The organism is Mycolicibacterium moriokaense, from assembly GCF_010726085.1.
Lineage (GTDB): Bacteria > Actinomycetota > Actinomycetes > Mycobacteriales > Mycobacteriaceae > Mycobacterium > Mycobacterium moriokaense.
In genome coordinates this window covers 4,858,003-4,884,264 of record NZ_AP022560.1, presented here as the reverse complement: position 1 = coordinate 4,884,264, position 26,262 = coordinate 4,858,003, and the positions used below count along the sequence as shown (strand labels likewise).

Below are 26,262 nucleotides of genomic sequence, written 5' to 3'. Positions count from 1 at the left end.
TTTTTGTGGCACTAGAGACGAAAGTCACCGGCGTATTGGTCACTCGTCGTGCGATGACGTGTGTTTGGCCGCGAGGTCGCTTGGCGGCGGATTCAGTGGGAACAGGTGCCAATGGTCCCTCTGTTCGTGTCCGGTCGGCCCTTATGCGCGGATGCCTTCGGCGATGAATATCGGCGTATGAGCACCACAAAGACGCAGTTCACGGATCGGCTCAAGGATGAAGTGCGCCAATTCAACAAGCGCGTGCTCAACCCGCCGATGATGCATCTGGCCGGGCGCCGATACTGGTATGCGGCAGTCATCCGCCACAGCGGGCGCCGATCGGGGCGGCACTACGCCACGCCTGTGGTGGCCGATCAAGTTGCGAACGGTTTCGTCATACCGCTGCCCTATGGGACCGATGTCGACTGGGTGCGCAATGTGCAGGAGTCCGGGAGGGCCGTCATCGAGGTGGGCGGCCGCCGCTATGACGTCGCGGAACCCGAGATCATCGATGCGGCAACGGCAGGTCCTCAACTGTCGCCGGTGCGGCGGCGTCTTTTCCAGGCCTTCGGAATCGAGAGCTTCCTCAAACTGAATGTGGACAGGGGCTGACAGCATGCTGGAGTGTCCTCACGGTCACCCGAACCCGGATGGGTGGCAGTTGTGCGGCGAATGCGGCAGCCCCATCGAGGCGACGCCGGAACCGTCGGACGGCGTCTGGTACCGGACCAAATGGGCGATCGCCGGGGCGATCGTCGTGGTGGCCATCGTGCTCTTGAGCGCAGCGATCACCCTCGTGGTGACCGGCGATCGGCACGCCGTTCCCTCCGGGCCGGAATCTGCCCACCAGGCAGCGGTTTTGGACTGGTGGTCAGGGGCGCGCGAGCCGTTCGTCGATCTGCAGCGGTCCCTTACCGACGCGCAGCGCGCGCTGACCGACGTCGACCGCGAGGCGATGGATGAGGCGTGTCGGCAGATGCATGACAGTGCAGCGGTCGGCCTTCGGGCGCATCTGCCGGCACCCACCCCCGAACTGACCAGCGAGCTGGAGGCCGCGACCGAGGATGCCCATGCGGCCTCCCATATGTGCATGTCGGTGTTGGCGAGGTCATCGAACAGTTACGACGGCGAGTTCCCCGTCGACGTGGAACAGGCTGAGATGCACCTGGACGCGGCCCAAGAGCTGGTCCGCCAGGCGCTGGCCGGAACCGCCTAGCGCTACCGTCGGTTCCAAACCTGCGAAACGGTATTCCAGCCGCGACCCCTCATGCGTTCGCTGCTGGAATACCGCGTCGTCTATCAGCACGCTACCGCGCAGCCTCGAGCAGCAGTCGTCGCTCAGCCGCGGCGATCGTCCGTCGCGCGGCCACCAGTGCGTCCGGGTTCACCGAGACCGACGTGATCCCCATCCTGACGAGGTGTTCGGCGAACGCGGGCTTGGTCGACGGCGCCTGCCCGCACAGCGAGGATGTGATTCCGAATTTCCTTGCCGTGCTGATGATCTGACCGATCGCATCGAGCACTGCCGGATCGGATTCGTCGAACAGCTCAGCGCAGATGTCGGAGTCACGGTCGACACCGAGCACCAGCTGGGTGAGATCGTTGCTCCCGATCGAGACGCCGTCGACCCCCATGCCGATGTACTCGGGCAGCCAGTGCACGACCGACGGCACCTCGGCCATCACCCAGCGATGGAGCCCGCGTTGACGACCCAACGGGCTTGCGTCGACGAGCGACAGGCACTCCTCGAGTTCCCATCGGGTCCGGACGAACGGAATCATCAGGTGCACGTTCGGCGACTGCTCGCGCACGCGCGCAAGTGCCTGCAGTTCCAGGGCGAACAGGTCGGGTTCCTTGATGTAGCGGTAGCAGCCGCGATAGCCGATCATCGGGTTGTGCTCGACAGGCTCGTACGCTTCGCCGCCCTTGAGACCGCGGAACTCGTTGCTGCGGAAGTCAGTTGCCCGATAGATGACCGGCCGCGAGCCGAACGCGGCAGCGATCCGACCAACTGAGGCCACCATCCCGTCGACCAGAGTTCCCTCCTCACCGCGCGCGATCAGATCGCGTGGATGCCGGCCCTGCAGTGCCTCGGTCAGCATCAACTCGGCACGCAGCAGTCCGACGCCGTCGGGTCCCTGTGCGGCAACGGCTTCGGCGGTGTCGGGCATCGCCAGGTTGACGTAAACCTTGGTGCCGGTGACCTCAGTCGGAATCTCGACCGGCATCCGGCCCTCGATCGTCTGTGTTCGGGCCCGAGGGGTCTCCTCCTCGACGCGCCCGGCCAACACCCGCCCGTGCGCTCCGTCGACGGTCACGGTGGTGCCGTCGTGCAGGTCCCGCGTCGCGGTGCGTGCCCCGACGATGCACGGCACGCCCAACTCGCGCGCGACGATCGCGGCGTGACACGTCATGCCACCGGTATCGGTGACCAGCGCCGCCGAGCGGCGGATGGTCGGCAGCCAGTCGGGGTTGGTCATCTGGGCGACCAGGATCTCACCCTCGAGCAACCGGTCGCCCTGGTCGGGAGTCTCGAGCACGCGTACCTTCCCCGTGGCCACGCCCGGCGCCGCCGCCAGGCCGCGGGCCAACACGGCGTGCTCGTTCGACGTGGGCGGCGCCGTATGACGCAGCGTGGTGATCGGCCTGGCCTGCACCAGGTAGACCTGACCGCCGGAGATCGCCCATTCGGTGTCCTGTGGGCACCCGTTGTGTCGTTCGGTGGCGATGGCGAGTTCGGCGATCCGGCGCAGCTCGGAGTCGTCGAGCACCCGCGCGTCGGCCCGTCCGTCGCTCAGATCGACCCGCTTGTCGTTACCGTCCGGCCCGCGGACGATCTTGAACGACTGATGCCCGAGGCGGACGTCAAGAATCTCGAGGGACTCCTTGGACACGATGTACGTATCGGGCTCGACCAGGCCGGAGACCACGACTTCGCCAAGCCCGAACGCGCCTTCGATGACCACGCGGTCCTGGGCGCCGTTGCTCGGATCGGCGGTGAACGCCACGCCGGCCTTCTCGGAGTCGATCATCTGCTGGACCACGACCGCCATCGCGGGGATCCCGGTGAAGCTCCGGCTGGCGCGATAGGTGATCACCCGCGGCGAGAACAGCGACATCCAGCAGCGCAGCACCGCCTCGACGAGCGCGTCCTCGCCGCTGACGTTGGTGATGGTGGCGTTCATCCCGGCGAAGGACGCGTCGGCACCGTCCTCACCGGTGGCCGAGGACCGCACGGCCACAACGGCGTTCGGCCCGAGCTTTCGATAGGCATCGAGCAGCGGCGCACGGACCGCATCCGCGATACCCGCCTTCTGCACGAGTCCCTGCAACTGCTCACACCGTTCCGGCAGGTGCACGGTGTCGGCGACGTGCTCTAAGGCGTCACGGTGCAGCTGTGCCAGATCGTCATCGACGCCGCCCGCCGCCATCGAGTCGCGGTAGCAGTCCCGCAGAAGCACGAACCCGGGTGGGACGGGCAGTTTCGCGGCGACCAGTTCGCCCATATTCGCGCCCTTACCGCCGGCCTCTTCGGCGTCGGCGATGCGCAACGTCGAGATGTCGCGGATGTATCTGTCGCTCATGGCACCACCCTTGTGTGTGCCGGGCAGCCCACCTAGCGTCCGATGGCCCGATCCTTGGGGTCAAAGGTCCCCTGCGGCGGTAACGGCGGGTATCAGCGACGAACGCCACCGCGGTGCGGGACTTCAGTCCCTACCGTCTCGATATGTCGCATAGTCGGATCAGTGGTGGCGCATGAAGCGAGGAGGTTGTGCCATGGATTCGATCGTCACCTTGACGATGAACCCGGCGCTCGACATCACCGTCGCCGCGCCGGAGGTGCGGCCCACCAGTAAGATCCGCTGTTCACGTGCCCGCTACGACGCCGGTGGCGGAGGCATCAACGTGGCCAAGATCGCGCACGTCCTCGGAGCGCCGGTCGCGGCGGTTTTCCCTGCCGGAGGTGCCAGTGGTGACCTTCTCACGCAGCTCATCGCCGAGGCGGGTGTGCCCTTTCGGCGCATCGACATCGCCGAGCCGACGCGGGAGAGCTTCACCATCGACGAGGAGGCGACCGGTCTGCAGTACCGGTTCTTGCTTCCTGGCCCGCGACTGACCCCGTCCGAACAGGCCGAGTGCGTCGACCAGCTGCGCCGTCAGGCCATGTCGACGCAGTTCGTGGTGGCCAGCGGCAGCCTGCCGCCGGGTGTGCCCGCGGACTTCTACCAGCGGATCGCGGATATGTGCGGAGCGACCGGGGCCCGATTCGTCCTGGACACCTCGGGGGCCGGTCTCCAACACATCAAGGGTGGCGTCGCTGTGCTCAAGGCAAGTGCGCGCGAACTCCGCGAATGCGTCGGACGTGAGTTGGCGACCGAATCCGAACAGCTGGATGCCGCCCACGAGCTGATCGACTCCGGCCGCGCCGAGGCCGTCGTCGTGTCGTTGGGGTCCGAGGGTGCGGTGCTGGCCACGGCGACCGAAAGCTACCGATTCGCCGCCATCCCGATGCGCGCGGTCAGTGGTGTCGGCGCCGGCGATGCGATGGTCGCCGGCATCACCGTGGGTCTGACGCGCGGATGGCCGCTGAGCACGTCGGTTCGCTTCGGCATCGCCGCGGGAACGGCGATGCTGATGACGCCCGGTACAGCACCGTGTACGCGTGCCGATACCGAGCGGCTTTTCGAGATCGCTGAAGAGCCAGTGGAACTCGCTGTCGTACCTGCATGAACCATCGAACAGTCAACAAGGAATACACATGAAGGCGACGGCGACCATCGATCCCCGGTTCTACGATGCCGTGGTCTTCGGCCTCGACGCCGTGGTCACCGAAACTGCTCCCAATGACGGTTGGGCGGTATCCGATTCGACAGTCGCCCTCGTGCGCAAGCTAGCCGAAGCAGGGGTCGCCACGGCTGTGTATTGCCCGGGGCGCAACAGCGAACAGGTGTTGAAAGCGGCCGGGCTCGACGACCTGTTCGACATCCACGCAGACGGTCTGGTCGCCGATGCCCTCGGGCTGCCCGGGCAGCCCGACCCCGCGGTGCTGCTGGCCGCCACCAACAGATTGGAGACGACGCCGGCGCGCACCGCGGTCGTCGAGGCCGCGGAGGCCGGGGTGCAAGCGGCCCGCAACGGGGGTTTCGGTCTGGTCATCTGGGTCGACCACACGGGGCTCGCCACGCAGCTTCGGCAGAGCGGGGCGGATGTGGTCGTCGAGAACCTCGCGCAGATCACCGTGCGGCGGGGTGATAAGCGCATTTCGCAGTTGCCGAATGCGCTCGACTCCTACGGTCAGTTGGTCGGAATTGTCGCCGGGCGGCAGCCGTTCGTATGCCTCGACTTCGATGGCACTCTGGCTGAGATCGTGGCGGAACCGGATGCGGCTGAGCTCGTCGAGGGCGCGGCGAAGACTCTCGAGCGACTCGCAGCGTTATGTCCAGTGGCCATTTTGAGTGGCCGCGATCTGGCCGATGTCCGGGAGCGGATGGCGATACCTGGAATCTGGTACTCGGGCAGCCACGGCTTCGAAATCGTCGGACCCGACGGCGCGCACCGTCACAACGACGCAGCCGCCGCTGCGGTTCCGATCCTGGAAAGTGTTGCGGCCGAACTGCGCGAGGATCTCGGAGAAATTCCGGGCGTCAACATCGAACACAAGCGCTACGCCGTCGCGGTCCATTACCGCAACGTCGCCCCCGAACAGGTGGCCGACGTCGTCGCGACAACACGTCGACGCGGTCAGCGTCGTGGACTGCGGGTCACGGGCGGCCGCAAGATCGTCGAACTGCGACCCGATATCGATTGGGACAAAGGCACAGCGCTTGGCTGGCTGCGCGACCAGATCCATCAGACGGGGCGCGTGCTGCCCATCTTCATCGGCGACGATCTCACCGACGAAGACGCCTTCGACGCCCTTCGGTTCAACGGTGTCGGGATCGTGGTGCGTCATGACGAAGACGGCGACCGTGACCGCGCTACGGCCGCCCAGTTCATGCTGAACAGTCCCACCGAGGTCGAGGAGTTTCTGCGCCGCGGCGGCGACTGGCTGGCATATGAGCAGCAGACCTCCGACGAGGCATGGACCCTGACATACGACGGCTATGACCCGCCGAACGAAAAGCTCCGTGAGGCCCTGTGCACGGTCGGGAACGGTTACTTCGCCACGCGCGGCGCCGCACCGGAATCCAAAGCAGGGCAGGTCCATTACCCGGGCACCTATGCCGCGGGCGTGTTCAACCGACTCGACGACGTGATCGCCGGCACCACCACCGCTCATGAAAGTCTGGTGAATCTCCCCAACTGGCTTCCGCTCACCTTCCGCATCGATGGTGGGCCTTGGTTCGACGTCGACGAAGTCGAGTTACTCGACTATCGCCAGGTTCTCGACATTCAGCGCGCCGTCCTGACGCGCGAGCTCCGCTTCCGCGATCACGCCGGCCGTACCACGTCCGTATCCCAGCACCGATTCGTCGCGATGCATCAGGCGCATGTCGCCGCGATGGAAATGACTGTCACCGCCGAGGATTGGAGCGGCACGATCGAGGTGCGATCCACGCTCGACGGCCATGTCGGCAACACCATGGTCGAACGCTACCGAGATCTCGCCAGCACCCACCTCACATCTCCGAAGAAGCATGCACTGACGCCGAATTCGGTGCTGCTCGAGGTGAGTACGACGCAGTCACAGATCCCGGTGGCGCTGGCCGCCCGAACCACCGTGTGGCGGGACGGCCAGCCGGCACCCGCGACGTACCGATTGGTCGATGAGGAATTCGAGATCGGCCACGAGATCTTCGCCGAACTGACGGCGGGTCAGTCGGTTTCGGTCGAGAAGGTCGTCACCTTGGTCACCGGCCGCGACGTCGCGACGTCCGAGCCCGCCGCTTCGGCGGAACGACGACTCGGACGCCAGGAGCGGTTCGCCGAGATCCGCGATGCCCACGCCCTTCGCTGGGCCCACCTCTGGGAGCGCCTGTCGATCCAATTCGAGGACCACGCCGATGAATTGCGCATTCTTCGACTGCACCTACTGCATCTGTTGCAGACGGTCTCCTACAACAGCGAGGACCTCGATGTCGGCGTGCCCGCCCGCGGCCTGCACGGTGAGGCCTATCGCGGACACATCTTCTGGGACGAGCTGTTCATCTTCCCCGTGCTGAATCTGCGGCTGCCGTCGATCACACGGTCGCTGCTTCGCTACCGATATCGGCGATTGGTCGAGGCGCGCCGCGCCGCCAAGCTCGCCGGTTATGACGGTGCCATGTTTCCGTGGCAGTCCGGCAGCGACGGCCGGGAGGAGAGTCCGGTACTGCATCTGAATCCCCGCTCTGGCCGGTGGAATCCAGATCCCAGCCATCGTGCCCACCACATCGGAATCGCGGTCGCCTACAACGTCTGGCAGTATTACCAGGTCACAGGCGATCTGGCTTATCTGATCGACTACGGTGCCGAGATGCTGGCGGAGATCGCGCGATTCTGGGTCAGCAGGTCGACCTACGACGAGGAACGCGACCGCTACAACATCAACGGCGTCATCGGACCCGACGAGTTCCATACCGGTTATCCGGGTAGACCTTTCGAGGGCATCGACAACAACGCGTACACCAATGTCATGGCTGTCTGGGTGATCATGCGGGCGATGGACGCTCTGAAGCTCCTGCCGCTGCCCAGCCGAATCGACTTTCGCGAGCGGCTCAGACTGACCGATGCCGAACTGCAGCGGTGGGATCACGTCAGCCGGCGGATGTTCGTGCCGTTCTGCGATGGACGCATCAGTCAGTTCGAGGGTTACGACGAGCTGGCGGAACTGGATTGGGACGCGTACCGCACCCGGTACGGCAACATCCAACGGTTGGATCGCATACTCGAGGCCGAGGGTGACGACATCAACCGGTATAAGGCGTCCAAGCAAGCTGACGCGCTGATGCTGCTCTACCTACTTTCGTCGGACGAGTTGCGCGAGGTGCTTCATCGGCTCGATTACAGCCTTGCCCCCGAGCAGATCCCGGAGATGGTTGACTACTACCTGGCCCGGACGTCGCACGGGTCGACGCTTTCCGGAGTGGTCCATACCTGGGTGCTCGCCAGGGCCAATCGTGATCGCGCCATGGAGTTCTTCGAGCAGGTGCTGAAGTCCGACGTCGCTGATATCCAGGGTGGTACCACCTCCGAGGGTATTCACCTCGCGGCGATGGCGGGCAGTGTCGACCTCATACAACGATGCTTCACCGGCTTGGAAACCCGCGGCGATCGCATGGTGTTATCGCCCCATTGGCCGGATTCTCTTGGTGCACTGGGATTCCCGGTCCACTATCGCGGGCATCACGTGTACATCCGGGTGAGTGGAAAGGGCGCGGAAGTCAGTGTGGATCCGTGCGATGTCCCACCGGTCGTCATCGAGTGCCGAGGCCGAGTCGAACAGCTCAGGCCTGGATGCACGGTTCGATTTCCCAGTGGATCCTTCGACGCGAGATGAGGTTACGGCTCGCGCGCGACAATCACCGGCATCCGCGCTGATCGAACCACCGCGGCGCTGACCGAACCGAGCAGCATGCCGGCGAATCCGCCACGCCCGTGGCTGCCGATGACGGTCAACTGCGCCTTTTCCGAGTGCTCGATGAGCGCGCGCGCCGGATGCTCGCAGACGACGACGCGCTGGATATTGACATCCGGGTAGTCCTCTTGCCACCCCGCGAGTCGCTCAGCCAGCGCCGCATCCTCCGAGGTCTTCATCTCCAGCCAGTTCATGCCGAGATAGTCGCCCACCCCGAACTCGGTCCAGGCGTGCAGGGCGATGACGTCGACGTGCCTGCGCGACGCCTCGTCGAAGGCGATCGCGGTAGCCAACTCGGATGAGGGGGAGCCGTCGATCCCGACGAGAACCGGTGCCTGTGCCGGATGCGGCATCAACGGATCCTCGTCGTGGATGACCGCGACCGGGCCGTGCGCGTGCTGCACGACCCCCGCGCTCACCGATCCGAGCAGGCCGCCGACGGCGCTGTGGCGGCGACTGCCCACCACGACCAGGTCGGCTCCCTTCGACATGTCGACGAGAGTGGGCACCGCGGACGAGTAGTAGATCTCGGAGCGGACCTCGAGGGGGCCGGTGTCCTTCTCCACTTCCGCCACCACCGCCACGCCCTCGGCAACGGCTTCGTGAGCCCAGTGCTTCTGCCGCTTCCCGATGCCGGTGGGCAGGGGCACTTGAGACAAGGAGCCGAGGACACTGCTGACGACGTGAACGAGGATAAGCGTTGCACCGCGTTGCGCGGCGTCGCGTGCGGCCCAATCGACGGCAACCTTCGCGGCGGGCGATCCGTCGACGCCGACCACGATTTCCGGGGAACCAACCGAAGACATAGGGCAAGTCAATACGATGCCGGGTCTTCGGGCGGGAGTCTTTGGTCCTCACCCGTTCGGCAATGGGCCCGTCAGTGCCCTGTAAGCGATGCCATGCAAAAGGACCAAAGCACTCAGGGAGTGTGCGTTGGCCCCACCGTTGTGAGGTCCTCGGGTGGTCTGATCAACAAGGTCAACCCAACGAGGAGGCCACCCATGAGATCGCTGCCGGTTTCGACGAGGTGCTGGCGCTCGCGGACTCACGTGCCGAAGCACGCCGGCCGGGACGACGATGTCCCTGCGGTTTGAGGACTTGTGACCCTGCCGCCGGGCGCTGCGCGAAGCGCATCGTGATCACATGGAGCATCTGACCGCACTGGATGCGAGTTCTCTGCAGGCTGAGGATTCCGATTCCCATGTCGGCCAGGCAGTCGCCAGACGACAGACCCCGGCGGCCGGTGACCACAAATGACCGAATTCATGCGAAGCAGCGACGCCTTCACCTGGGGCATGGAAAGCGATCCTCGGTTACGTTCCACGGTGGTCACGGTGGTCATGCTCGACCGATCGCCGGATTGGGACGAGGTCCGCGATCGCTTCGACATCGTTTCGCGTGCCGTACCGATGGTGCGCCAGCGTGTAGTTCCGTCGCCGGCGCCGGCGCCACCGAGATGGGAATACGCCCCGGACTTCGACCTGGGGTTCCACATGCGTAGGGTGACGGCGCCCGCACCCGGCACCATCGACACAGTGCTGGAGATGGCGCGGGTCGCGGCCATGGCGGACTTCGACCGCGCTCGCCCCCTGTGGACGGCCACGCTGATCGACGGACTCGAAAACAACCGTGCAGCGATGGTTCTCAAGTTCCACCACGCGCTGACCGACGGAGTTGGGGGCGTCCAGATCGGGATGATTCTCTTCGATCTGTCCGAGGCTCCTGAGCGGCACGACCTTGGTCACGCCTTGCCTGACGCAACCCCGCCGCAGCGGCTGCGAGGCTACCGGGACACGGCGCGATACGGCGCCGGTTTGATGGTGGACGCGCTGACGGGCACGCTGAAGAATGCTCCGAAGTTGATTGCCGACAGCATTCTGCGGCCAGTGGACACGGTTTCGTCGGCGGCCGAGTTGGCCGCCTCGGTCTACCGCACCATGCGTCCCGTGAGCCGCAGGGGCTCCTCGCTGATGAGCAAGCGCAGCCTCATCCGAAAGCTCGACGTGCTCGAGGTCCCGTTCGCACAGCTGCGGGCGGCCGCTCATCGGGGCGGCGGTGCATTGAACGACGCGTTCGTTGCGGGCGTCGCCGGAGGGCTTCGCCTATACCACGAAAAGCACGGCGTCACGGTCGGCGACCTTCACCTGACGATGCCCATCAGCCTGCGCGAAGAGGGGCACGAAATGGGCGGCAACCATATCACCCTCATGCGGTTCGACGTGCCGGTCGGCATGGCCGATCCCGAGGAGCGAATCCGTGAGATCCGCGACAGGACCGCCAAGGTACGCCACGAGAAGTCGCTGCCGTACACGCAATGGATCGCCGGGGCGCTGAACATGATGCCTCGCTGGTACATCGGTTCGATCCTGCGCAATATCGACTTCCTGTGCAGCGACGTACCGGGGATACCCGTGCCCGTGTTCCTCGGTGGCGCGAAGGTGTTGACACAGTACGCATTCGGCCCGACGATCGGCGCGGCCGTCAACGTCACGTTGTTGACATATGTAGATGTGTGCACGCTGGGCATCGATGTGGACACGGGCGCGATTCCCGACCCCGACGTGTTCATGGACAGCCTCGCCGCGGGCTTCGACGAGGTGTTGGCCCTTGGCTCGGACCATGTCTAGGACTGATGGCCGACGTGTCGCGGTCGCCGGCATCGTCGGCGCTCTCCAAGACCGGCCGCTCCGAGCTGGACCACCAGCGCGAATCGCGGGATACACTGCGAGGTAACAGATGAACGCGGACATCGATACCCTGCTCCGGCGCTACGGCCACGACGGAACGCGGCTGATCGACATTCTGTGGGATGTCCAGCATCTGTACGGCTACCTGCCCAACGACGTCCTGCCGCAGCTCGCGGCAGGGTTGAACCGGTCCCTTCTCGACATCGTGGAGACCGCGTCCTTCTATCACTTCTTCCGTAGCGAGCCGTCGGGGCGGCACCAGATCTACTTGAGCAACACGGTGATCGCCAAGATGAACGGCTATCAGGAGGTCTACGACGCGCTCGAGCGCGAGACCGGCGTCAGATTCGGAGAAACCGACGCAAAGGGGATGTTCGGCCTGTTCGAAACGCCATGCATCGGTCTCAGCGACCAGGAACCCGCGATGATGGTCGACGGCGTGGTGTTCACACGACTGACGCCGGATACCGTCGCACGCATCGTTGCGCAGTTGAAGACGGGGAAGGTCGCCGCCGAGATCGCGAACCCCGCGGGGCTACCCGATGACGACATCGCCTACGTCGACGCTCTGGTGGAGTCCAATGTCCACACGCGGGGGCCCGTGTTCTTCCGCGGCGAGCCGGATTACCAGACGTTGCTCAAGAACTGCCTCTCCCGTACTCCTGACGAGATGATCGGCGCAGTCATCGAATCCGGGCTACGGGGATACGGCGGCGCGGGGTTCCGAACCGGGCTCAAGTGGCAGCTGTGCCGCGCCGCGCCGGGCGACGAGAAGTACGTCATCTGCAACGCCGACGAGGGTGAACCCGGCACCTTCAAGGACCGGGCGCTGCTGACGCGATCACCTCTCGACGTGTTCATGGGGATGGTCATCGCGGCCTACGCGACCGGCAGTTCTCACGGGATCGTCTACCTCCGTGCCGAATACGTCTACCTGAAACGGTATCTGGAACGACAGCTTCAGCGACTCCGGGATGACGGCCTGCTCGGCTCCGATATCGGTGGCCGGACGGGATTCGATTTCGACATCCGTATCCAGATGGGTGCCGGCTCCTATGTGTGCGGTGAAGAGTCGGCGTTGATCGAGTCTTGCGAAGGCAAACGGGGTACGCCCCGGCTGAAACCACCCTTCCCGGTCCAACAGGGTTACCTCGGCAAACCGACCAGCGTCAACAACGTCGAGACTTTGGCTGCGGCAACCCGCGTCATCGAGGAAGGGGCGCAGTGGTTCCGCCGCATGGGCACCCCGGACTCGGCGGGCGCACGCCTGCTGAGCGTCGCCGGCGACTGCGACCGTCCCGGCGTATACGAGGTCCAATGGGGCATCACCCTCAATGAGGTGCTGATGATGGTCGGCGCGCGCGACGCCCGCGCCGTGCAGATCAGTGGCCCATCGGGGGAGTGTCTGTCGGTGGCCGTGGACGGCCGACGCCGCATCGCCTACGAAGACATCCCGTGCAATGGCGCTGTCACTGTCTTCAACGCCTCCCGTGACCTTTTGGACATCGCCAGGGACTACACGAAGTTCTTCGCCGAAGAATCCTGCGGCATTTGCGTTCCGTGCCGAGCCGGCACAGTCGACTTACACGACAAGCTGAGGCTCATCACCGTTGGCACGGCAGACCACGAGGATCTGGATGACCTGGCCGGTTGGGGTGCGGTGGTCAAGAGCGCCAGTCGGTGCGGCCTGGGGGTCACCGCGGCCAATCCCATTCTGACGACCATGCAGAAGTTTCCCGAGCTCTATCGAAAGAGGTTGCGCAGTCAAGAGCAGGCCCTCCTGCCGTCGTTCGATCTGGACGGTGCGCTGGCCGGGTACGACGAGGCAGTGGCCGAACTGGAGACGGACGGGACGGCATGACCATCCGCATCGAGATCGATGGACACCTGGTGTCGACCGACGAGGGCGAAATCCTGGTCGATGTCGCCGCCAAGGCGGGTGTGTACATCCCAACGCTGTGCTACCTCAAGGGAAAACCGTGCCTCGGTACCTGCCGGGTGTGTTCGGTCAAGGTGAACGGCGTCGTGGTCGCGGCGTGCACGGTTCGCGTCTCGGACGGTATGCACGTCGAGGTCGACGAGCCGGAGACGGCTGATACCCGAAAGGCATTGGTGGAATTGCTTTTCGCCGAAGGCAACCACAATTGCCCGAGTTGCGAGAAGAGCGGTCGTTGCACGCTACAGGCCGTCGCCTACGAGGTAGACATGCTGGTCTCCCGTTTCCCGTACCACTTCCCGGTTCGCGAACGGGACCACGCGTCGGACAACATTTGGCTGGAGCGCGATCGTTGCATCTTCTGTCAGCGCTGTGTGGAATTCGTCCGCGACGAAACCACCGGGGAGAAGATCTTCAGCATCAGCGGCCGCGGCAGTGAGTCCCGGATCGAGGTCGATACCGACCGTGCGAACGCGATGCCCTCCGAGCAGGTTCGCTATGCCGTGGAGATCTGCCCTGTTGGTGCCATCCTGAAAAAGGGGGTCGGATTCGACGTCCCTATCGGTCGACGAAAGTATGAAGTCCGCACCGTCCGGGAACGGGCGCTTAATCCCTCAGATGAATCGGATGCACCGTGACCGAGGAAATCGCATCGCACGAAATGCCTTCGACGCCACCTGATCCAGCGTTGTCGACGGCACGGCGGGGCAAGATCAACGTGGCGATGATCGGTCTGTGTGGCTGCTGGGGATGCACCCTGTCGTTCCTCGACATGGACGAGCGAATCGTTCCACTCTTGGCGAGGATCACCATCCACCGATCCTCGCTCACCGATATCAAGCGAATCACGCAGCGATGCGAGATCGGATTCATCGAGGGTGGTGTCGCGAATGAGGAGAACATCGAAACGCTGCGGCATTTTCGCAACAACTGCGACGTCTTGATATCCGTCGGTGCCTGCGCCGTCTGGGGCGGCGTCCCTGCAATGCGCAATGTGTTCGAGCTGAAGGACTGTCTCTCCGAGGCGTACATCAATTCACCCACGGCGATACCGGGGGCCGAACCCGTCATCCCCTCCCATCCCGATATTCCCCGACTCACCACCAAGGTTTACCCCTGCCACGAAGTGGTCAAGATGGACCACTTCATTCCCGGCTGTCCGCCGGACGCCGACGCAATCTTCACGGTGCTCGACGACCTCATCAACGGTCGTCCCGTTGCGCTGCCGCGCTCGGTCAACCATTTCGACTGATCTGGAAGGCTTGGTGTGAGCAGAAAACTGATCATCGATCCCGTAACCCGAATCGAGGGTCACGGCAAGGTCACCGTGCACCTCGATGACGACAACAATGTCGTCGACGCGAGGCTGCATGTTGTCGAATTCCGTGGGTTCGAGAAATTCGTTCAGGGCCACCCATTCTGGGAGGCGCCGATGCTGATGCAGCGCATCTGCGGAATCTGCTTCGTCAGTCACCATCTGTGTGGCGCGAAAGCACTCGACGACATGATCGGCGTCGGGGTGAAGACGGAAGTCGGAATCACGCGGACTGCAGAGAAGATTCGCCGGCTCGGCCATTACGCGCAGATGCTGCAGTCGCATGCGACGGCATACTTCTATCTGGTCGTTCCCGAGATGATGTTCGGGATGGACGCCGCGCCCGAGCAGCGAAATCTGTTCGGCCTCATCGAAGCCGACCCAGCATTGATGCGGCGAGTGATAATGCTGCGCAAGTGGGGGCAGGAGGTCATCAAATCGGTCTTCGGCCGAAGAATGCATGGCATCAGCTCGGTGCCGGGAGGCGTCCACAAGAGCTTGAGCAGGGCCGAATGCGACCGACTGCTGAATGGCGCGGAGGGCCTCCCGTCGATCGACGAAATCATCGACTACGCACAGGACGGTCTTCGCGTCTTCTACGAATTCCACGACAAGCATCGAAGCGAGGTCGACGGTTTCGCCAACGTCCCTGCCCTGAACATGTCCCTTGTCGACGTCGACGGAAACGTGGACTACTACCACGGGACACTACGCATCGTCGACAAGGACAAGAACGTCGTCCGGGATATCGACTATCACGACTACCTGGACCATTTTTCGGAAGCGGTGGAGGACTGGACGTATATGAAGTTCCCCTTCCTGAAAGATCTTGGCAGGGAGGACGGCTCGGTAAGGGTAGGCCCGCTCGGGCGGATGAATGTCACCAAGTCTTTGTCGACGCCGCGCGCACAGGAGGCCCTCGAGCGTTTCCATGCGTATACCGACGGATCCGCCAACAACATGACATTGCACACCAACTGGGCACGGGCCATCGAAGTGCTCCATGCCGCCGAACTGATCGAGGGACTACTGCGCGACCGCGATCTGCAGAACGAGGATTTACTCGTAACCCCCACTGCCGACGCGTGGGTCGGTGAGGGCGTAGGTGTCGTCGAGGCTCCGCGCGGTACGTTGCTTCACCATTACCGTGCCGGTCCAGAAGGCGACATCACGTTTGCGAACCTGATCGTGGCGACCACGCACAACAATCAGGTCATCAACCGGACGGTGCATTCTGTAGCCGAGAAGTATCTGCAGGGGCGCGGTGAGATCTCTGAAGCGATGATGAACGCCATCGAGGTTGGGATTCGCGCATACGATCCATGTCTGAGCTGTGCGACGCACGCCTTCGGACAGATGCCGCTGATTGTCACCGTCTTTGATTCCGCCGGGAACGTGATCAACGAACGTGCTCGATCGGCATCCGGTTCATGAGACTCGACGACTTCGACAACGACTCCTGCCTGGTCTACGGCATCGGCAACGTAGGTCGGCAGGATGACGGATTGGGCTGGGCGTTCGTCGATTGGCTTGAGGCGCAAGGGCTGTGCTCCAACGCGGAGTTGCAGTGGGGTTATCAGCTGTTGCTCGAGGACGCCGAACTCATCAGCACCAAGCAACGCGTGTTGTTCATTGACGCTACCAAGGATGCCGCGGTGGAATCCTTCACGCTGGAACGCGCGGCACCGCGAATGGACTTCAGCTTCACGTCGCACGCCATTTCGATTCCGGCGATCATGGCGACCTGCCAGCAGTGTTTCGATCGCCTGCCGATTGTGCATGTGCTTGCGATCCGAGGGTATGAGTTCGGACTCGAACAGGGTTTGACGCCAGCGGCGAAGCGGAACCTGAACGACGCGACAGCTCATTTTTCTGGTCTGTCGGCCTCGGCCCTCCGACGCTCGAGGAATTGACCCCCTGAGTCCTGAAGTTATGTGACTTTTGGCCGCATTCGCGGGACCACCGTGTTGGGTAGCCTCATGACCATGACCACACCGACGCAACCGATCGCCATCCTGCCGGAGAGTGAGTGCTGGAAGTTGATGTCCAGCGCCGCGCTGGGACGGCTCGTCACGGCCGTCGACGGTCAGCCGGAGATATTTCCGGTCAACTTCGTCGTCCAGAACCGGACGGTGTTGTTCCGCACGGCGGAGGGCACCAAGCTGATCAGCACCGCGATCAACCACAACGTGCTGTTCGAGGTCGATGACCACAACGCCGACGAAGGATGGAGCGTGATCGTCAAGGGCCTCGCGCGATCGCTGCATACCGACGACGAGATCGCCGAAGCCGAACGCGCCCAACTGCTCCCGTGGACGGCCACGGTGAAACAGCACTATGTGCGCATCCGCCCGCTGAGCGTCACCGGCCGACGGTTCACCTTCGGATCCGAGCCGGATCGCGAATTCACCATCGCCTGAGGGGGCCGGGCTCCTCCGCGTCCTGGTGCGGAGAAGCCCGGCAAAACTAGAGGACGTGCAGATCGTCGCTTGCCTGGGAGGCCGACACCTCGGCCTGCACCTGCTGCTGCGCCCGCCGCTTGATGCCGAGCAATATGCCCCGGGTCACGAACGCCGTCGCCGGTCCCAAGAGCTCGGTCACCGGCACCTGACTCGGTAGACGCAACGGCGTCCGAATCCGGATGAGAAGGCGGCAGCGATCCTCCCAGTGAGGAATGACGTGGAAGGACCACACCACATTCCAGGTTTGGCCCACCGAACCCCGCAACACGATAGATTTCTCGGACTCTTGATCGTTGACCTCGACCACCTCGAGGGCGAACCCGTCGCGCAATCCCATCCAACCGCGGGGAACGAGCCTGACGATGTCGCCCGGCGCGAGATGCTGCCATTCGGGATGGATACTGTCGGCGTTGACGTAATGCAGCCCGGCGAGGTTCTCCACTTTCTCGAATGTGTACAGGCCGCCGCGGTCGTGACCCATCTGCACCAGCCACGGCCATACCGCGCTGGCCGGAGCGTCTATCCACACCGCCTCGGTACTCCGCACGACGGGCCCGAAGATGAGCGCATCGCCGTCGAGGTACATCTGGCTTTCTTCCTTGGTGGTGCCCCAGTTGCGGTAGTACCTCCGCGCCGCATACAAGAACGCCAGCGCACCGGCGAGCCGCAGTCCGTTCGCGATCATGGTCCAACAGTGCGGTGTGCAGCCACGATGCGGCTAGGGCCGGTAGTCCCTGATCCGACCGACATTCGCCGTAGCTGTTGCCGCAGGTCCGACAGCGGCCGTCGCGGACACTGATCGCCCAACGGCCCACTGAGCGGGGACTTCGGTCCCTACCCGACGCCGATGTGCGGTGGTCGGATACAGGAGTGGACTAAGAGGAGATGACTGCGATGACCGGGGAACGATCAGATCACGTCGCGAAGAACTGGACAGTCGAGGTGTCGATCGATGAGCACATGGGGCTCACCCGAGCCAAGGCGCGGCTGCGCTGGCGCGAAATAGAAGAGGTGGGTATCGGCACGGCGCGGCTGAATCCGGAGGATCGCGATATCGCTGAGATCGGTGACGAGCTGGCCGTCGGCCGCGCGCTGACGGACCTGGGGAAGCGGTTGATGGCTGTGTCTGCTCAAGACATCGAGCGCGTGACCGGACAGCCGGCGACCCTGCAGCCCTGAAGAAGGGGGAGTGCAGAGATGGGCCGGACCTCCGAGACGTTGAGGAGCCAACCCAGGCGCGTCTTCCGCGATCGTCGCGAAGCGGGTCGGGTGCTGGCCGACTTGCTCGGCGCCTATCGCGGGCGCGAAAACGTCATCGTGCTGGGGCTGCCCCGCGGCGGCATACCCGTCGCCTGGGAGGTGGCGGCGGCCTTGGGTGCGCCCCTTGATGCTTTCGTCGTTCGCAAGCTGGGCGCCCCAGGGCATGAGGAGTTCGCCGTCGGCGCGTTGGCCAGCGGCGGGCGGGTGGTCGTCAACGACGACGTGCTCCGTGCGTTGCGGGTGACGCCGCAACAGCTGCGCGATGTCGCCGAACGCGAAGGACGAGAGCTCATCCGACGGGAGACCGCCTACCGCGGTGATCGGCCTCCGTTGGACCTGGCGGGTAAGACCGTGATCCTGGTCGACGACGGTTTGGCGACAGGTGCGAGCATGCTCGCCGCAGTGCAGGCCCTGCGCGAGATGGAGCCCGCGGAAATCGTGATCGCGGTGCCTGCTGCACCCGAATCGACCTGCCGCGAGTTCGCGGCGATCGTTGACGATGTCGTCTGTGCCTCGATGCCGACGCCGTTTCTGGCGGTCGGTGAGTCGTTCTGGGATTTCCATCAGGTGAGCGATCAGGAGGTGCGTGGCCTACTTGCCACCCCGACAACGGGTTTCGCCACCGCTGCGATCCGTATAAAGGAGAGCCCCGCGGAGGCGATCGAGCGTGTTGCCGTCGACGCACCCGGCGGTGTGCCGTCTCCTGAGGTGCTCGAGGAGATCATCGGGGACGCCCACATCGTCCTGATCGGCGAGAGCTCGCATGGGACCCACGAGTTCTATCGGGCGCGTGCCGAAATCACCAGATGGCTCATCGAGGAGAAGGGCTTCGTCGGTGTCGCCGCCGAGGCCGACTGGCCCGATGCCTATCGGGTCAACCGTTACGTCCACGGTCGCAGCGATGACCAATCCGCGGAGGAGGCATTAAGGGGCTTCGAGAGGTTCCCCGCGTGGATGTGGCGCAACACCGCGGTGCGCGAGTTCGTCGACTGGCTGTACGACCACAACCAGCGCGCCCGAACCGTCGGGGGACGTCAGGCGGGTTTCTATGGGCTCGACCTCTACAGCCTGCACCGGTCGATACAAGAAGTGATCTCCTACCTCGACAAGGTTGATCCGCGGGCGGCGGCGCGGGCGAGGGCCAGGTACGCGTGCTTCGACCACGTGTCGGCCGACGACGGTCAGGCGTACGGGTTTGCCGCAGCGTTCGGTGCCGGGTTGTCGTGTGAGCGCGAAGCGCTCGAGCAACTGGTCGAGATGCAGCGCACCGCAGCGGAATATGCGCGACGTGACGGTCTGCTGGCCGAGGACGAGGCGTTCTATGCCCAGCAGAACGCGCAGACCGTGCGGGACGCAGAGGTGTACTACCGGGCGATGTTCAGCGGCAGAGTCACGTCCTGGAATCTGCGGGATCGCCACATGGCCCAGACCCTGCAAGCGCTGATGGCACATCTGAGCCGTCACGGCGATCAGCATTCAGCTCGAATCGTGGTGTGGGCCCACAACTCTCACGTCGGGGACGCCAGGGCCACCGAAGTGGGTGGCGACGGGCAGCTCACCCTCGGTCAGCTCGTACGTGAGCGGTACGGTCAGGACTGCCGCCTGATCGGCTTCACCACGTATTGGGGCACCGTCACGGCTGCCAGTGAATGGGGCGGAATCGCCGAACGCAAGGTCGTCAGGCCCGCCTTGAACGGCAGCGTCGAGGAACTGTTCCACGAGTCCGGGCGCCCGGAGTTCCTGGTGTCACCGGCTATCAGCCGTGCCGCGGCCGATCCGTTGGACACCGTTCGGTTGGGACGGGCCATCGGCGTCATCTATCTGCCCGAGACCGAAAGGCAGAGCCATTACTACCATGTTCGCCCCGGCGAACAGTTCGACGCGATCATCCACATCGACCGAACGCGGGCGCTCGAGCCACTCGAGACGACGAGCGTGTGGGAGGCCGGCGAGACGCCGGAGACGTACCCGACGGGGTTGTAGTCCTCGGACAGTGAGCTGATTTCAGAACCGGTACAGCGCGGCGCCGGCTGTGACTCCGGCACCCGCGGCAGCGACAAGCATCACGCCTGTCTCGCCGATCACCTTGGCGGCGCGGTCGAATGCGGAGACCAATGCGACGGTGTGCATGCCCGCATCGTCGCCGACGGTGATGGCTTCGGTCTCCACACCCAACTGCTTCGCCAGTACGGCTCGGAAGCGGGGTCGCGCCGGCGCGGCGGCGATGGCGTCGACGTCGTCGATCGTGAGACCCGATTCGTCGAGACATTGGCCGGCAGCCAGTGCCGCGGCCTTTGCATAGTGTGCGTCCAGTGATGATGTCTCCTGAAAGCGCAGCATGTTTCGTCGCCCGTTCTGCAGTCCGACGGTGGCGCGGAACGCGTCGCTGTGCTCGGGCAGATTCTTCCAGTACGTTCGTCCGAGCCCGCGCCCGTGGGTCGCCCGCGAACACAGCAGCGATGCTCCGGCAGGCGTGAACGGAAAGTCCTCGCTCTGGCGGCGTCCGGGATCGGCATCGCTGGCCACCACCAGGGCGCAGTCGATAGCGCGCGAGTTCAGAAATCCGTCGACGATCTGCAGCGCAGTCAGCACACCGCACGCTCCGTTCGCGACATCGAACGAGAATGTGCCGTGCGCGTTTTGGTGCGGTTCCTCAGGATTGGCGCCGATGTCCTGTTGGATCAGGGCGGCGAGGGCGGGCTCGGCCAGGTTGCGATCGCGGTAAATGCCCGCGTTGACCAACAGGTCGACTTCGTCGGCCGTGCGTCCGGCTCCGCGGAGGCAGTCCTCGGCCGACTTCACGGCGAGCCGCAGGGCGCTGTGGCGGTTGCGCCATCCGCGCTCCACGATGGCGACGCGATCAATCAGCATGCCCATGACGACCCACCATTTCTTCATCCAGCGTCAGCAGGATGATGCCGATCTCCAGCCCTGACGCCAGAGCGATCAACGCAATTGTTTCTCCAGGCTTGATGTTTCCGGCCTCCAGCTCCTCGACGAGGGCGACGGTGTGAGTGGTCGACGCGGTGTTGCCGTACCGGTCGACGGTGATCACGGCATCATGCTGCGGGGCGTCACCGAATTCCGCGGAGATCTTCGCCATGCCTTTGCGGATCGCCCGGGCAGAGGTTTGATGTGTGATCACGTGGTCGATGTCGTGGATCGAGATGCCCACCGTGTCAAGCACTTCGTGCAGCAGCACCGGGGTGTTCGCCATCGCTGCCTTGTGGATGCCCCGCGCGTCGGTGAACATGCGCGCGGCGGGTTCGTCGTCCGTCGGATAGGCGAGACACAGTCTGCTGTACTGGGCGACGGTCGTGAATCCCGCGAAGTCGATGCCCGCGCTGCCGGGCTCGGCCCGCTCGAGAAGCAGGGCCGCCCCGGCGTCGCCGAGGGTCAGCGAGGCGAGCTCCTTGCTCATGATGGTGCGGATATGACGCGCCGCGTTCTGACCCAACTGCGAGATGTATTCACCGCTGACCACGAGTGCGCGTTCGATGAAGCCTTGGCGAATCCAGTTGTTGGCCAACGTGACTCCGGTCAACATTCCGGCGCACGCGTTGGACAGGTCGAATGTCAGCGCGTTCTCGGCGCCGATCGCGCGGGCCACCGCGCCGCTCATCGTCGGTTCCAGCCACTGGGTGAAGTCGCTGCGAAGCTTGGTGATGCTGCAGTTGATCACCGCGTCGACCGACGCGGCGTCTGTTTGTGCGTTGTCGAGACACTTCACCGCCGCCGCGGTCGCCAGACTGTACGAGTCCTCGTCGCCCACCGACACGCGCCGCTCTCGGATCCCCGTCAGGCGTTCGAGGTCGATGTGGGTGCGGTGTCGGGTTGTCGACATCAGCTTGTCCGTTGCAAGGCGGGTCGTCGGCAGATGCCGTCCCGCGCCGGCGAGCCGGGTGCGGAAGGGCGCGTCGCGCGACCCGGCCTCAGACGCCGTCGCCGCCAAGGGCTCCATGACCAGCCATTGCTTGCGTGCCATCACCCGATGATGGGCCTCTTCGCGCCGACGATGTAGGGCGCAATTGGCATCGATGGTTGGGACCTTCGGCCCTTCGCCGTGCCCCTGTGCATTTCTAGTTTTGTCGTATGCGCAGACCTCTAACCGTGGCCGGCGGCAGTGATGGCCGTGTCGATGGCGTCATGACGCAATACCGATGCCACCGAGGCGAAACCGCCCGGAGCACCTGACTTCAACGTGAGCAGGGAAAAACGTCAGCCGCGTCAGTTGCCCCCCGGAATCGCCGACATTTGGCGAGCCCGGTGGCACGATGAGGCGGTGAGCGATGGGCCGGGGGCGAGCGCTGAGCCACGTGCGCCGCGGGTGCGTGAAACCCTGTCGGGGTTGCGGCTGCGGGAGCTGCTCACGGAGGTGCAGGACCGCGTCGAGCAGATCGTCGAGGGTCGGGACCGCCTGGACGGTCTCGTCGAGGCCATGCTGGTGGTCACCGCGGGTCTCGAATTGGATCAGACCCTGAAGACGATCGTGCACACAGCCATCGAGCTGGTCGACGCCCAGTACGGCGCCCTCGGCGTGCGCGGCCACGACCACGAACTGGTGGAGTTCATCTACGAGGGCATCGACGAGCAGACGCGTGAGCTGATCGGCCACCTCCCGGAGGGCCGTGGCGTACTCGGGGTGCTGATCGACGACCCCAAACCGATTCGCCTGGACAATATTTCGCATCACCTGTCCTCCGTCGGGTTCCCCCCGAACCATCCGCCCATGCGAACGTTCCTCGGCGTACCGGTGCGCACTCGCGACGAGGTGTTCGGCAACCTGTATCTGACGGAGAAGGTGGGCGGGCTGCCGTTCAGCGAGGACGACGAGGTACTGGTCCAGGCCCTGGCGGCCGCCGCTGGCATCGCGATCGACAACGCCCGGCTCTACGAACAGTCCAGGACCAGGCAGTCGTGGATCGAGGCGACCCGCGATATCGGGACCGAGCTCCTCGCGGGGACCGATCCCGCCACGGTGTTCCGCATGGTCGCCGACCAGTCCCGGCATCTGAGCGGTGCCGAGCTGACCCTGGTGGCCGTCCCGGCCGATGCGGATCTACCCGTCGCCGAGACCACCGAGCTCGTCGTCACCGCGACCTCCGGTGACGGACCGGGGGCGTCGGTGCGCTGCATCCCCGTCGAGGGCACACCGATCGGAGACGCATTCGTCCAGCGCACCCCCGGTCGGTTCGACCACATCGAGTTGGACGCGGCGGAGACCGGTCCGGCGCTGGTGCTGCCGCTGCGTGCCAGCGACGAGGTCGCCGGCGTGCTGGTCGCCCTACGCCCGGTCGGGGCGCCGCGGTTCAGTTCCGAGCAGTTCGACATGATGACCGCCTTCGCCGACCAGGCGGCCCTGGCCTGGCAGCTGGCCAGCGCGCAGCGCCAGATGCGTGAGCTGAGCATCCTCAGCGACCGCGATCGCATCGCCCGTGACCTGCACGATCACGTCATCCAGCGGCTGTTTGCGGTGGGCCTCGCCCTGCAGGGCACGATCCCGCGGGCACGGGCGCCGGAGGTGCAGCAGCGGCTGGTGGAATCCGTCGACGACCTCCAACAGGTGATTCAGGACATCCGGACGGCGATCTTCGACCTGCACGGGTCGTCAGCCGGGGTGACCCGGCTGCGCCAACGGCTCGACGAAGCCGTCGCACAATTCGCCACCGCAGGAATTCGCACCACCGTGCAATACGCGGGGCCGCTTTCGGTGGTCGACGCGACCCTCGCCGACCACGCCGAAGCTGTTGTCCGAGAAGCGGTGAGCAACGCCGTCAGGCACGCGCAAGCCGCCTCGATCGCGGTCAGCGTCGGGGTCGGGGACGACTTGACCATCGAGGTCACCGACAACGGATGCGGCATCGAGGGTGAGATCACCGGCAGCGGGCTGAGGAACCTGCACAAGCGCGCCGAAGAGGTCGGTGGGTCGTTCACCGTCGAAGCGGTACCGACCGGTGGCACCAAGTTGACGTGGAGTGCGCCCCTGCCCTGACCGGCGCCGCCCGCCCAACCATGCAAACCACGCCCGCAAAGCCTCCTGACTGGGTTTAATTGTCGCGTGCGTAACACCCAATGGCTGTTCGGAGCGGGCAGTTAGTACCGCGATCGAACGCCCGCACTATGGCACCGCTGGTGGGACGCACAACAGCCCAGGCTTGCGTACTGGGGAATCGTCGTCTCCGAGTGCTGGGGGAACCAACATTTGACCGTGAGGGTGGATCGCGCGACAGCGGCGGACGCAGCGAATGGCGTGGAAGTCGGTGGACTTCCCGATATCGATGCGTTCGCCACCAGCAACGGCGCAGACGTCCCCGATCTCGTCGCGGTGACCTTCAGTCCGCATCAGGAACCGCAGGAGACGGCGAAGGGCCGTCAGCTTCCCGCCGCCCTGAGCAGGCCACTGCGGTACGCGCTTGCCAAGTCCGATTCCTCGTTGCAGACGTTGGGCCGTTTCTTCGACTTGGCCGCGCAGTCATTCCGCTACCTGATCGTGGATCTGATTCGGTTGCGCCACCCGTGGCGGGACACCATCAATCAGGCCTGGTTCATCATCAGCGTGACCGCGATTCCAGCGTTGCTGGTGTCGATCCCGTTTGGGGTCATCGTGGCCGTGCAGGTCGGCAGTTTCATCCAGCAGGTCGGTGCCTCGTCGATCTCGGGTGCCGCCGGGGGGCTCGGGGTCATCCGGCAGGGCGCACCCATGGTGGCGGCGCTACTGCTGGGCGGGGCCGCCGGTTCGGCGGTGGCAACAGATCTCGGCGCACGCACCATTCGTGAAGAGGTCGACGCGCTGCGTGTCATGGGCGTGGACCCGGTGCAGCGGCTGGTCGCCCCGCGGCTGGCGGCGATGGTGCTCGTGGCGCCGGTGCTGTGCGCATTCATCATCTTCATGGGCCTGGCGGCCGGCTACGCGATCAATGTGGGCTTCCAGTCCGGCACTCCTGGCAGTTACATCGCCTCGTTCGCGTCCTTCGCCAGCGTCGGCGACGTCGTGATCGCCATGCTCAAGACCTGGCTTTTCGGCATGGTCGTGATACTTGTGGCCTGTCAGCGTGGGCTGGAGGCCAAGGGCGGGGCACGCGGCGTCGCCGATGCGGTGAACGCTTCCGTCGTCATCGGCGTGGTCGCGGTGTTCATCCTCAACCTGATCATCACGCAGGGCGTGTCCATGTCCATGCCGCTGAGGGTGGGCTGAAGTGGCGACACCATCACGACATCTACCGCGCGTCCTGCGTGCCCCCGCATGGGTCGTCGGTCAAGGTGACTCGGTTCTGCAGCGCCTCGGTCACCAGCTTTCGTTCTTGATCCAGGTGATCGCCGCGATACCGCACACCCTGCGGAACTACCGTCACCAGACCGGGGTGCTACTGGTCGACGTGATGTGGGGCAACGGGTCGCTCATCGTCGGTGGCGGCACCATCGGCGTCCTGGTGCTGATGGGCGCGGCTGTCGGCGGCGCGGTGGGAATCGAAGGGTACGGGGCCCTCGACATGGTCGGTATGGGCCCGTTGACCGGTTTCGTGTCCGCCTATGCGAACACCCGTGAGATGGCGCCGATGATCGCGGGCATCGGTTTCGGTGCGCAGGCCGGCTGCCGGATGACCGCTGAGATCGGCGCCATGCGGATCAACGAGGAAATCGACGCGCTGGAAGCCCTTGGTATCCGGTCGATCCCGTTCGTCGTCACCACCCGCGTGCTCGCAGGCATGGTGACCATCATTCCGCTGTACATCGTGACCCTGGTGTTGAGCTATGTGTCGTGCTCGCTGGTGGTCAACGTGCTGCACGGGCAATCCTCGGGCACGTACAACCACTACTTCAGCTCGTTCATCCAGCCGTCCGACGTGGTGTTCTCGGTGCTCAAGGCGGCCATCTTCGTAACACTGATCATCGTCATCCACGCGTATCACGGCTACTACGCCACCGGCGGCCCCGAAGGTGTCGGCCGGGCCTCCGGCCGAGCGATCCGCGCCAGCATCGTCACCGTCGTCGCCGTGGATATGGTTCTGACGCTGTTGTTCTGGGGTAACAGCGCCGGCATTCGGATATCGGGATAGCCGCTC

At 64.7% G+C, this 26,262-nt stretch carries 21 protein-coding genes; 16 read left to right on the top strand and 5 right to left on the bottom strand.

Features of this window, described 5'->3' with window-relative positions; all coding sequences use genetic code 11:
* The first annotated feature begins 177 nt into the window (after positions 1-177).
* Together G6N43_RS24010 and G6N43_RS24005 are read left to right on the top strand one after the other, a co-directional pair.
* Positions 178-594 carry a PNPOx family protein gene (locus G6N43_RS24010; RefSeq protein WP_083149329.1) on the top strand — a complete coding sequence of 139 codons (417 nt, stop codon included), beginning with the start codon at positions 178-180 and terminating at the stop codon, positions 592-594.
* A 4-nt stretch (positions 595-598) separates the two neighbouring features.
* A complete protein-coding gene (locus tag G6N43_RS24005; RefSeq protein ID WP_133056527.1) occupies positions 599-1,198 on the top strand; it encodes a zinc ribbon domain-containing protein in 600 nt (199 codons plus the stop codon).
* Positions 1,199-1,289: 91 nt separating this feature from the next.
* On the opposite strand, the gene ppsA is transcribed toward G6N43_RS24005, so the two are convergent.
* Positions 1,290-3,566 carry a phosphoenolpyruvate synthase gene (gene ppsA / locus G6N43_RS24000; RefSeq protein WP_083149331.1) on the bottom strand — a complete coding sequence of 759 codons (2,277 nt, stop codon included), beginning with the start codon at positions 3,564-3,566 and terminating at the stop codon, positions 1,290-1,292.
* Between the two features lie 193 nt (positions 3,567-3,759).
* Between ppsA and G6N43_RS23995 the strand changes: the two genes are divergently transcribed.
* Together G6N43_RS23995 and otsB are read left to right on the top strand one after the other, a co-directional pair.
* On the top strand, positions 3,760-4,713 hold the full coding sequence (locus tag G6N43_RS23995) for a 1-phosphofructokinase family hexose kinase (protein ID WP_110810273.1): 954 nt from the start codon (positions 3,760-3,762) through the stop codon (positions 4,711-4,713).
* Between the two features lie 28 nt (positions 4,714-4,741).
* Complete coding sequence (otsB, locus tag G6N43_RS23990; protein ID WP_083149333.1) at positions 4,742-8,461, top strand: trehalose-phosphatase; 3,720 nt, start codon at positions 4,742-4,744, stop codon at positions 8,459-8,461.
* Between the two features lie 2 nt (positions 8,462-8,463).
* Here otsB and G6N43_RS23985 read toward each other — a convergent pair whose 3' ends face one another.
* Positions 8,464-9,345, bottom strand: coding sequence for a universal stress protein (locus G6N43_RS23985; RefSeq protein WP_083149334.1), 882 nt, complete (start codon positions 9,343-9,345; stop codon positions 8,464-8,466).
* A 447-nt stretch (positions 9,346-9,792) separates the two neighbouring features.
* On the opposite strand from G6N43_RS23985, the gene G6N43_RS23980 reads away from it, so the two are divergent.
* The 7 genes from G6N43_RS23980 (at position 9,793) to G6N43_RS23950 (ending at position 16,897) form a co-directional block, all read left to right on the top strand.
* Positions 9,793-11,166 carry a wax ester/triacylglycerol synthase domain-containing protein gene (locus G6N43_RS23980; protein ID WP_083149335.1) on the top strand — a complete coding sequence of 458 codons (1,374 nt, stop codon included), beginning with the start codon at positions 9,793-9,795 and terminating at the stop codon, positions 11,164-11,166.
* Positions 11,167-11,275: 109 nt separating this feature from the next.
* A complete protein-coding gene (locus G6N43_RS23975; RefSeq protein WP_083149336.1) occupies positions 11,276-13,087 on the top strand; it encodes an NAD(P)H-dependent oxidoreductase subunit E in 1,812 nt (603 codons plus the stop codon).
* Complete coding sequence (locus G6N43_RS23970) at positions 13,084-13,800, top strand: 2Fe-2S iron-sulfur cluster-binding protein (protein ID WP_083149337.1); 717 nt, start codon at positions 13,084-13,086, stop codon at positions 13,798-13,800. Before G6N43_RS23975 ends, G6N43_RS23970 begins: the two co-directional genes overlap by 4 nt.
* Entirely contained in the window at positions 13,797-14,414 is a 618-nt protein-coding gene (locus G6N43_RS23965) for an NADH-quinone oxidoreductase subunit B family protein (protein ID WP_083149338.1), read from the top strand. Before G6N43_RS23970 ends, G6N43_RS23965 begins: the two co-directional genes overlap by 4 nt.
* Before the next feature lie 15 nt (positions 14,415-14,429).
* Positions 14,430-15,911 (top strand): Ni/Fe hydrogenase subunit alpha, encoded by a 1,482-nt coding sequence (locus G6N43_RS23960; protein WP_083149339.1) that lies wholly within the window; start codon positions 14,430-14,432, stop codon positions 15,909-15,911.
* A complete protein-coding gene (locus tag G6N43_RS23955) occupies positions 15,908-16,390 on the top strand; it encodes a hydrogenase maturation protease (RefSeq protein WP_083149340.1) in 483 nt (160 codons plus the stop codon). The genes G6N43_RS23960 and G6N43_RS23955 overlap by 4 nt, the downstream gene beginning before the upstream one ends.
* 72 nt (positions 16,391-16,462) lie before the next feature.
* Positions 16,463-16,897 (top strand): pyridoxamine 5'-phosphate oxidase family protein, encoded by a 435-nt coding sequence (locus G6N43_RS23950; protein ID WP_083149489.1) that lies wholly within the window; start codon positions 16,463-16,465, stop codon positions 16,895-16,897.
* Between the two features lie 46 nt (positions 16,898-16,943).
* On the opposite strand, the gene G6N43_RS23945 is transcribed toward G6N43_RS23950, so the two are convergent.
* On the bottom strand, positions 16,944-17,624 hold the full coding sequence (locus G6N43_RS23945) for an SRPBCC family protein (RefSeq protein WP_083149341.1): 681 nt from the start codon (positions 17,622-17,624) through the stop codon (positions 16,944-16,946).
* Positions 17,625-17,833: 209 nt separating this feature from the next.
* Here G6N43_RS23945 and G6N43_RS23940 point away from each other — a divergent pair, with 209 nt between their 5' ends.
* Both G6N43_RS23940 and G6N43_RS23935 read left to right on the top strand, forming a co-directional pair.
* A complete protein-coding gene (locus G6N43_RS23940; protein WP_083149490.1) occupies positions 17,834-18,118 on the top strand; it encodes a DUF1876 domain-containing protein in 285 nt (94 codons plus the stop codon).
* A gap of 18 nt (positions 18,119-18,136) precedes the next feature.
* Positions 18,137-20,182: an erythromycin esterase family protein gene (locus G6N43_RS23935; RefSeq protein WP_083149342.1), complete on the top strand. Its 2,046-nt coding sequence runs from the start codon at positions 18,137-18,139 to the stop codon at positions 20,180-20,182.
* A gap of 21 nt (positions 20,183-20,203) precedes the next feature.
* On the opposite strand, the gene G6N43_RS23930 is transcribed toward G6N43_RS23935, so the two are convergent.
* Positions 20,204-21,076: a 3-oxoacyl-[acyl-carrier-protein] synthase III C-terminal domain-containing protein gene (locus G6N43_RS23930; RefSeq protein WP_083149343.1), complete on the bottom strand. Its 873-nt coding sequence runs from the start codon at positions 21,074-21,076 to the stop codon at positions 20,204-20,206.
* Positions 21,060-22,184: a 3-oxoacyl-ACP synthase III family protein gene (locus G6N43_RS23925; protein WP_083149344.1), complete on the bottom strand. Its 1,125-nt coding sequence runs from the start codon at positions 22,182-22,184 to the stop codon at positions 21,060-21,062. Before G6N43_RS23925 ends, G6N43_RS23930 begins: the two co-directional genes overlap by 17 nt.
* 297 nt (positions 22,185-22,481) lie before the next feature.
* Between G6N43_RS23925 and G6N43_RS23920 the strand changes: the two genes are divergently transcribed.
* From G6N43_RS23920 to G6N43_RS23910, 3 genes are all read left to right on the top strand, one after another.
* Positions 22,482-24,191 carry a GAF domain-containing sensor histidine kinase gene (locus G6N43_RS23920; RefSeq protein ID WP_179967913.1) on the top strand — a complete coding sequence of 570 codons (1,710 nt, stop codon included), beginning with the start codon at positions 22,482-22,484 and terminating at the stop codon, positions 24,189-24,191.
* Positions 24,192-24,401: 210 nt separating this feature from the next.
* A complete protein-coding gene (locus tag G6N43_RS23915; RefSeq protein ID WP_407664826.1) occupies positions 24,402-25,394 on the top strand; it encodes an MlaE family ABC transporter permease in 993 nt (330 codons plus the stop codon).
* Between the two features lies 1 nt (position 25,395).
* Positions 25,396-26,256, top strand: a complete 861-nt coding sequence (locus G6N43_RS23910) for an MlaE family ABC transporter permease (protein WP_083149345.1) — start codon at positions 25,396-25,398, stop codon at positions 26,254-26,256.
* The last annotated feature ends 6 nt before the right edge of the window (positions 26,257-26,262 follow it).

What these genes read in the sequence shown, in the direction of transcription:
- G6N43_RS24010 (WP_083149329.1), top strand. Translation starts at nt 178, where the DNA reads ATGAGCACCACAAAGACGCAGTTCACGGATCGGCTCAAGGATGAAGTG.
- G6N43_RS23950 (WP_083149489.1), top strand. Translation starts at nt 16,463, where the DNA reads ATGACCACACCGACGCAACCGATCGCCATCCTGCCGGAGAGTGAGTGC.
- G6N43_RS23940 (WP_083149490.1), top strand. Translation starts at nt 17,834, where the DNA reads ATGACCGGGGAACGATCAGATCACGTCGCGAAGAACTGGACAGTCGAG.
- otsB (WP_083149333.1), top strand. Translation starts at nt 4,742, where the DNA reads ATGAAGGCGACGGCGACCATCGATCCCCGGTTCTACGATGCCGTGGTC.
- G6N43_RS23985 (WP_083149334.1), bottom strand. Translation starts at nt 9,345, where the DNA reads ATGTCTTCGGTTGGTTCCCCGGAAATCGTGGTCGGCGTCGACGGATCG.
- G6N43_RS23995 (WP_110810273.1), top strand. Translation starts at nt 3,760, where the DNA reads ATGGATTCGATCGTCACCTTGACGATGAACCCGGCGCTCGACATCACC.
- G6N43_RS23980 (WP_083149335.1), top strand. Translation starts at nt 9,793, where the DNA reads ATGACCGAATTCATGCGAAGCAGCGACGCCTTCACCTGGGGCATGGAA.
- G6N43_RS23975 (WP_083149336.1), top strand. Translation starts at nt 11,276, where the DNA reads ATGAACGCGGACATCGATACCCTGCTCCGGCGCTACGGCCACGACGGA.
- G6N43_RS24005 (WP_133056527.1), top strand. Translation starts at nt 599, where the DNA reads ATGCTGGAGTGTCCTCACGGTCACCCGAACCCGGATGGGTGGCAGTTG.
- G6N43_RS23970 (WP_083149337.1), top strand. Translation starts at nt 13,084, where the DNA reads ATGACCATCCGCATCGAGATCGATGGACACCTGGTGTCGACCGACGAG.
- G6N43_RS23930 (WP_083149343.1), bottom strand. Translation starts at nt 21,076, where the DNA reads ATGGGCATGCTGATTGATCGCGTCGCCATCGTGGAGCGCGGATGGCGC.
- G6N43_RS23945 (WP_083149341.1), bottom strand. Translation starts at nt 17,624, where the DNA reads ATGATCGCGAACGGACTGCGGCTCGCCGGTGCGCTGGCGTTCTTGTAT.
- G6N43_RS23935 (WP_083149342.1), top strand. Translation starts at nt 18,137, where the DNA reads ATGGGCCGGACCTCCGAGACGTTGAGGAGCCAACCCAGGCGCGTCTTC.
- G6N43_RS23955 (WP_083149340.1), top strand. Translation starts at nt 15,908, where the DNA reads ATGAGACTCGACGACTTCGACAACGACTCCTGCCTGGTCTACGGCATC.
- ppsA (WP_083149331.1), bottom strand. Translation starts at nt 3,566, where the DNA reads ATGAGCGACAGATACATCCGCGACATCTCGACGTTGCGCATCGCCGAC.
- G6N43_RS23925 (WP_083149344.1), bottom strand. Translation starts at nt 22,184, where the DNA reads ATGGCACGCAAGCAATGGCTGGTCATGGAGCCCTTGGCGGCGACGGCG.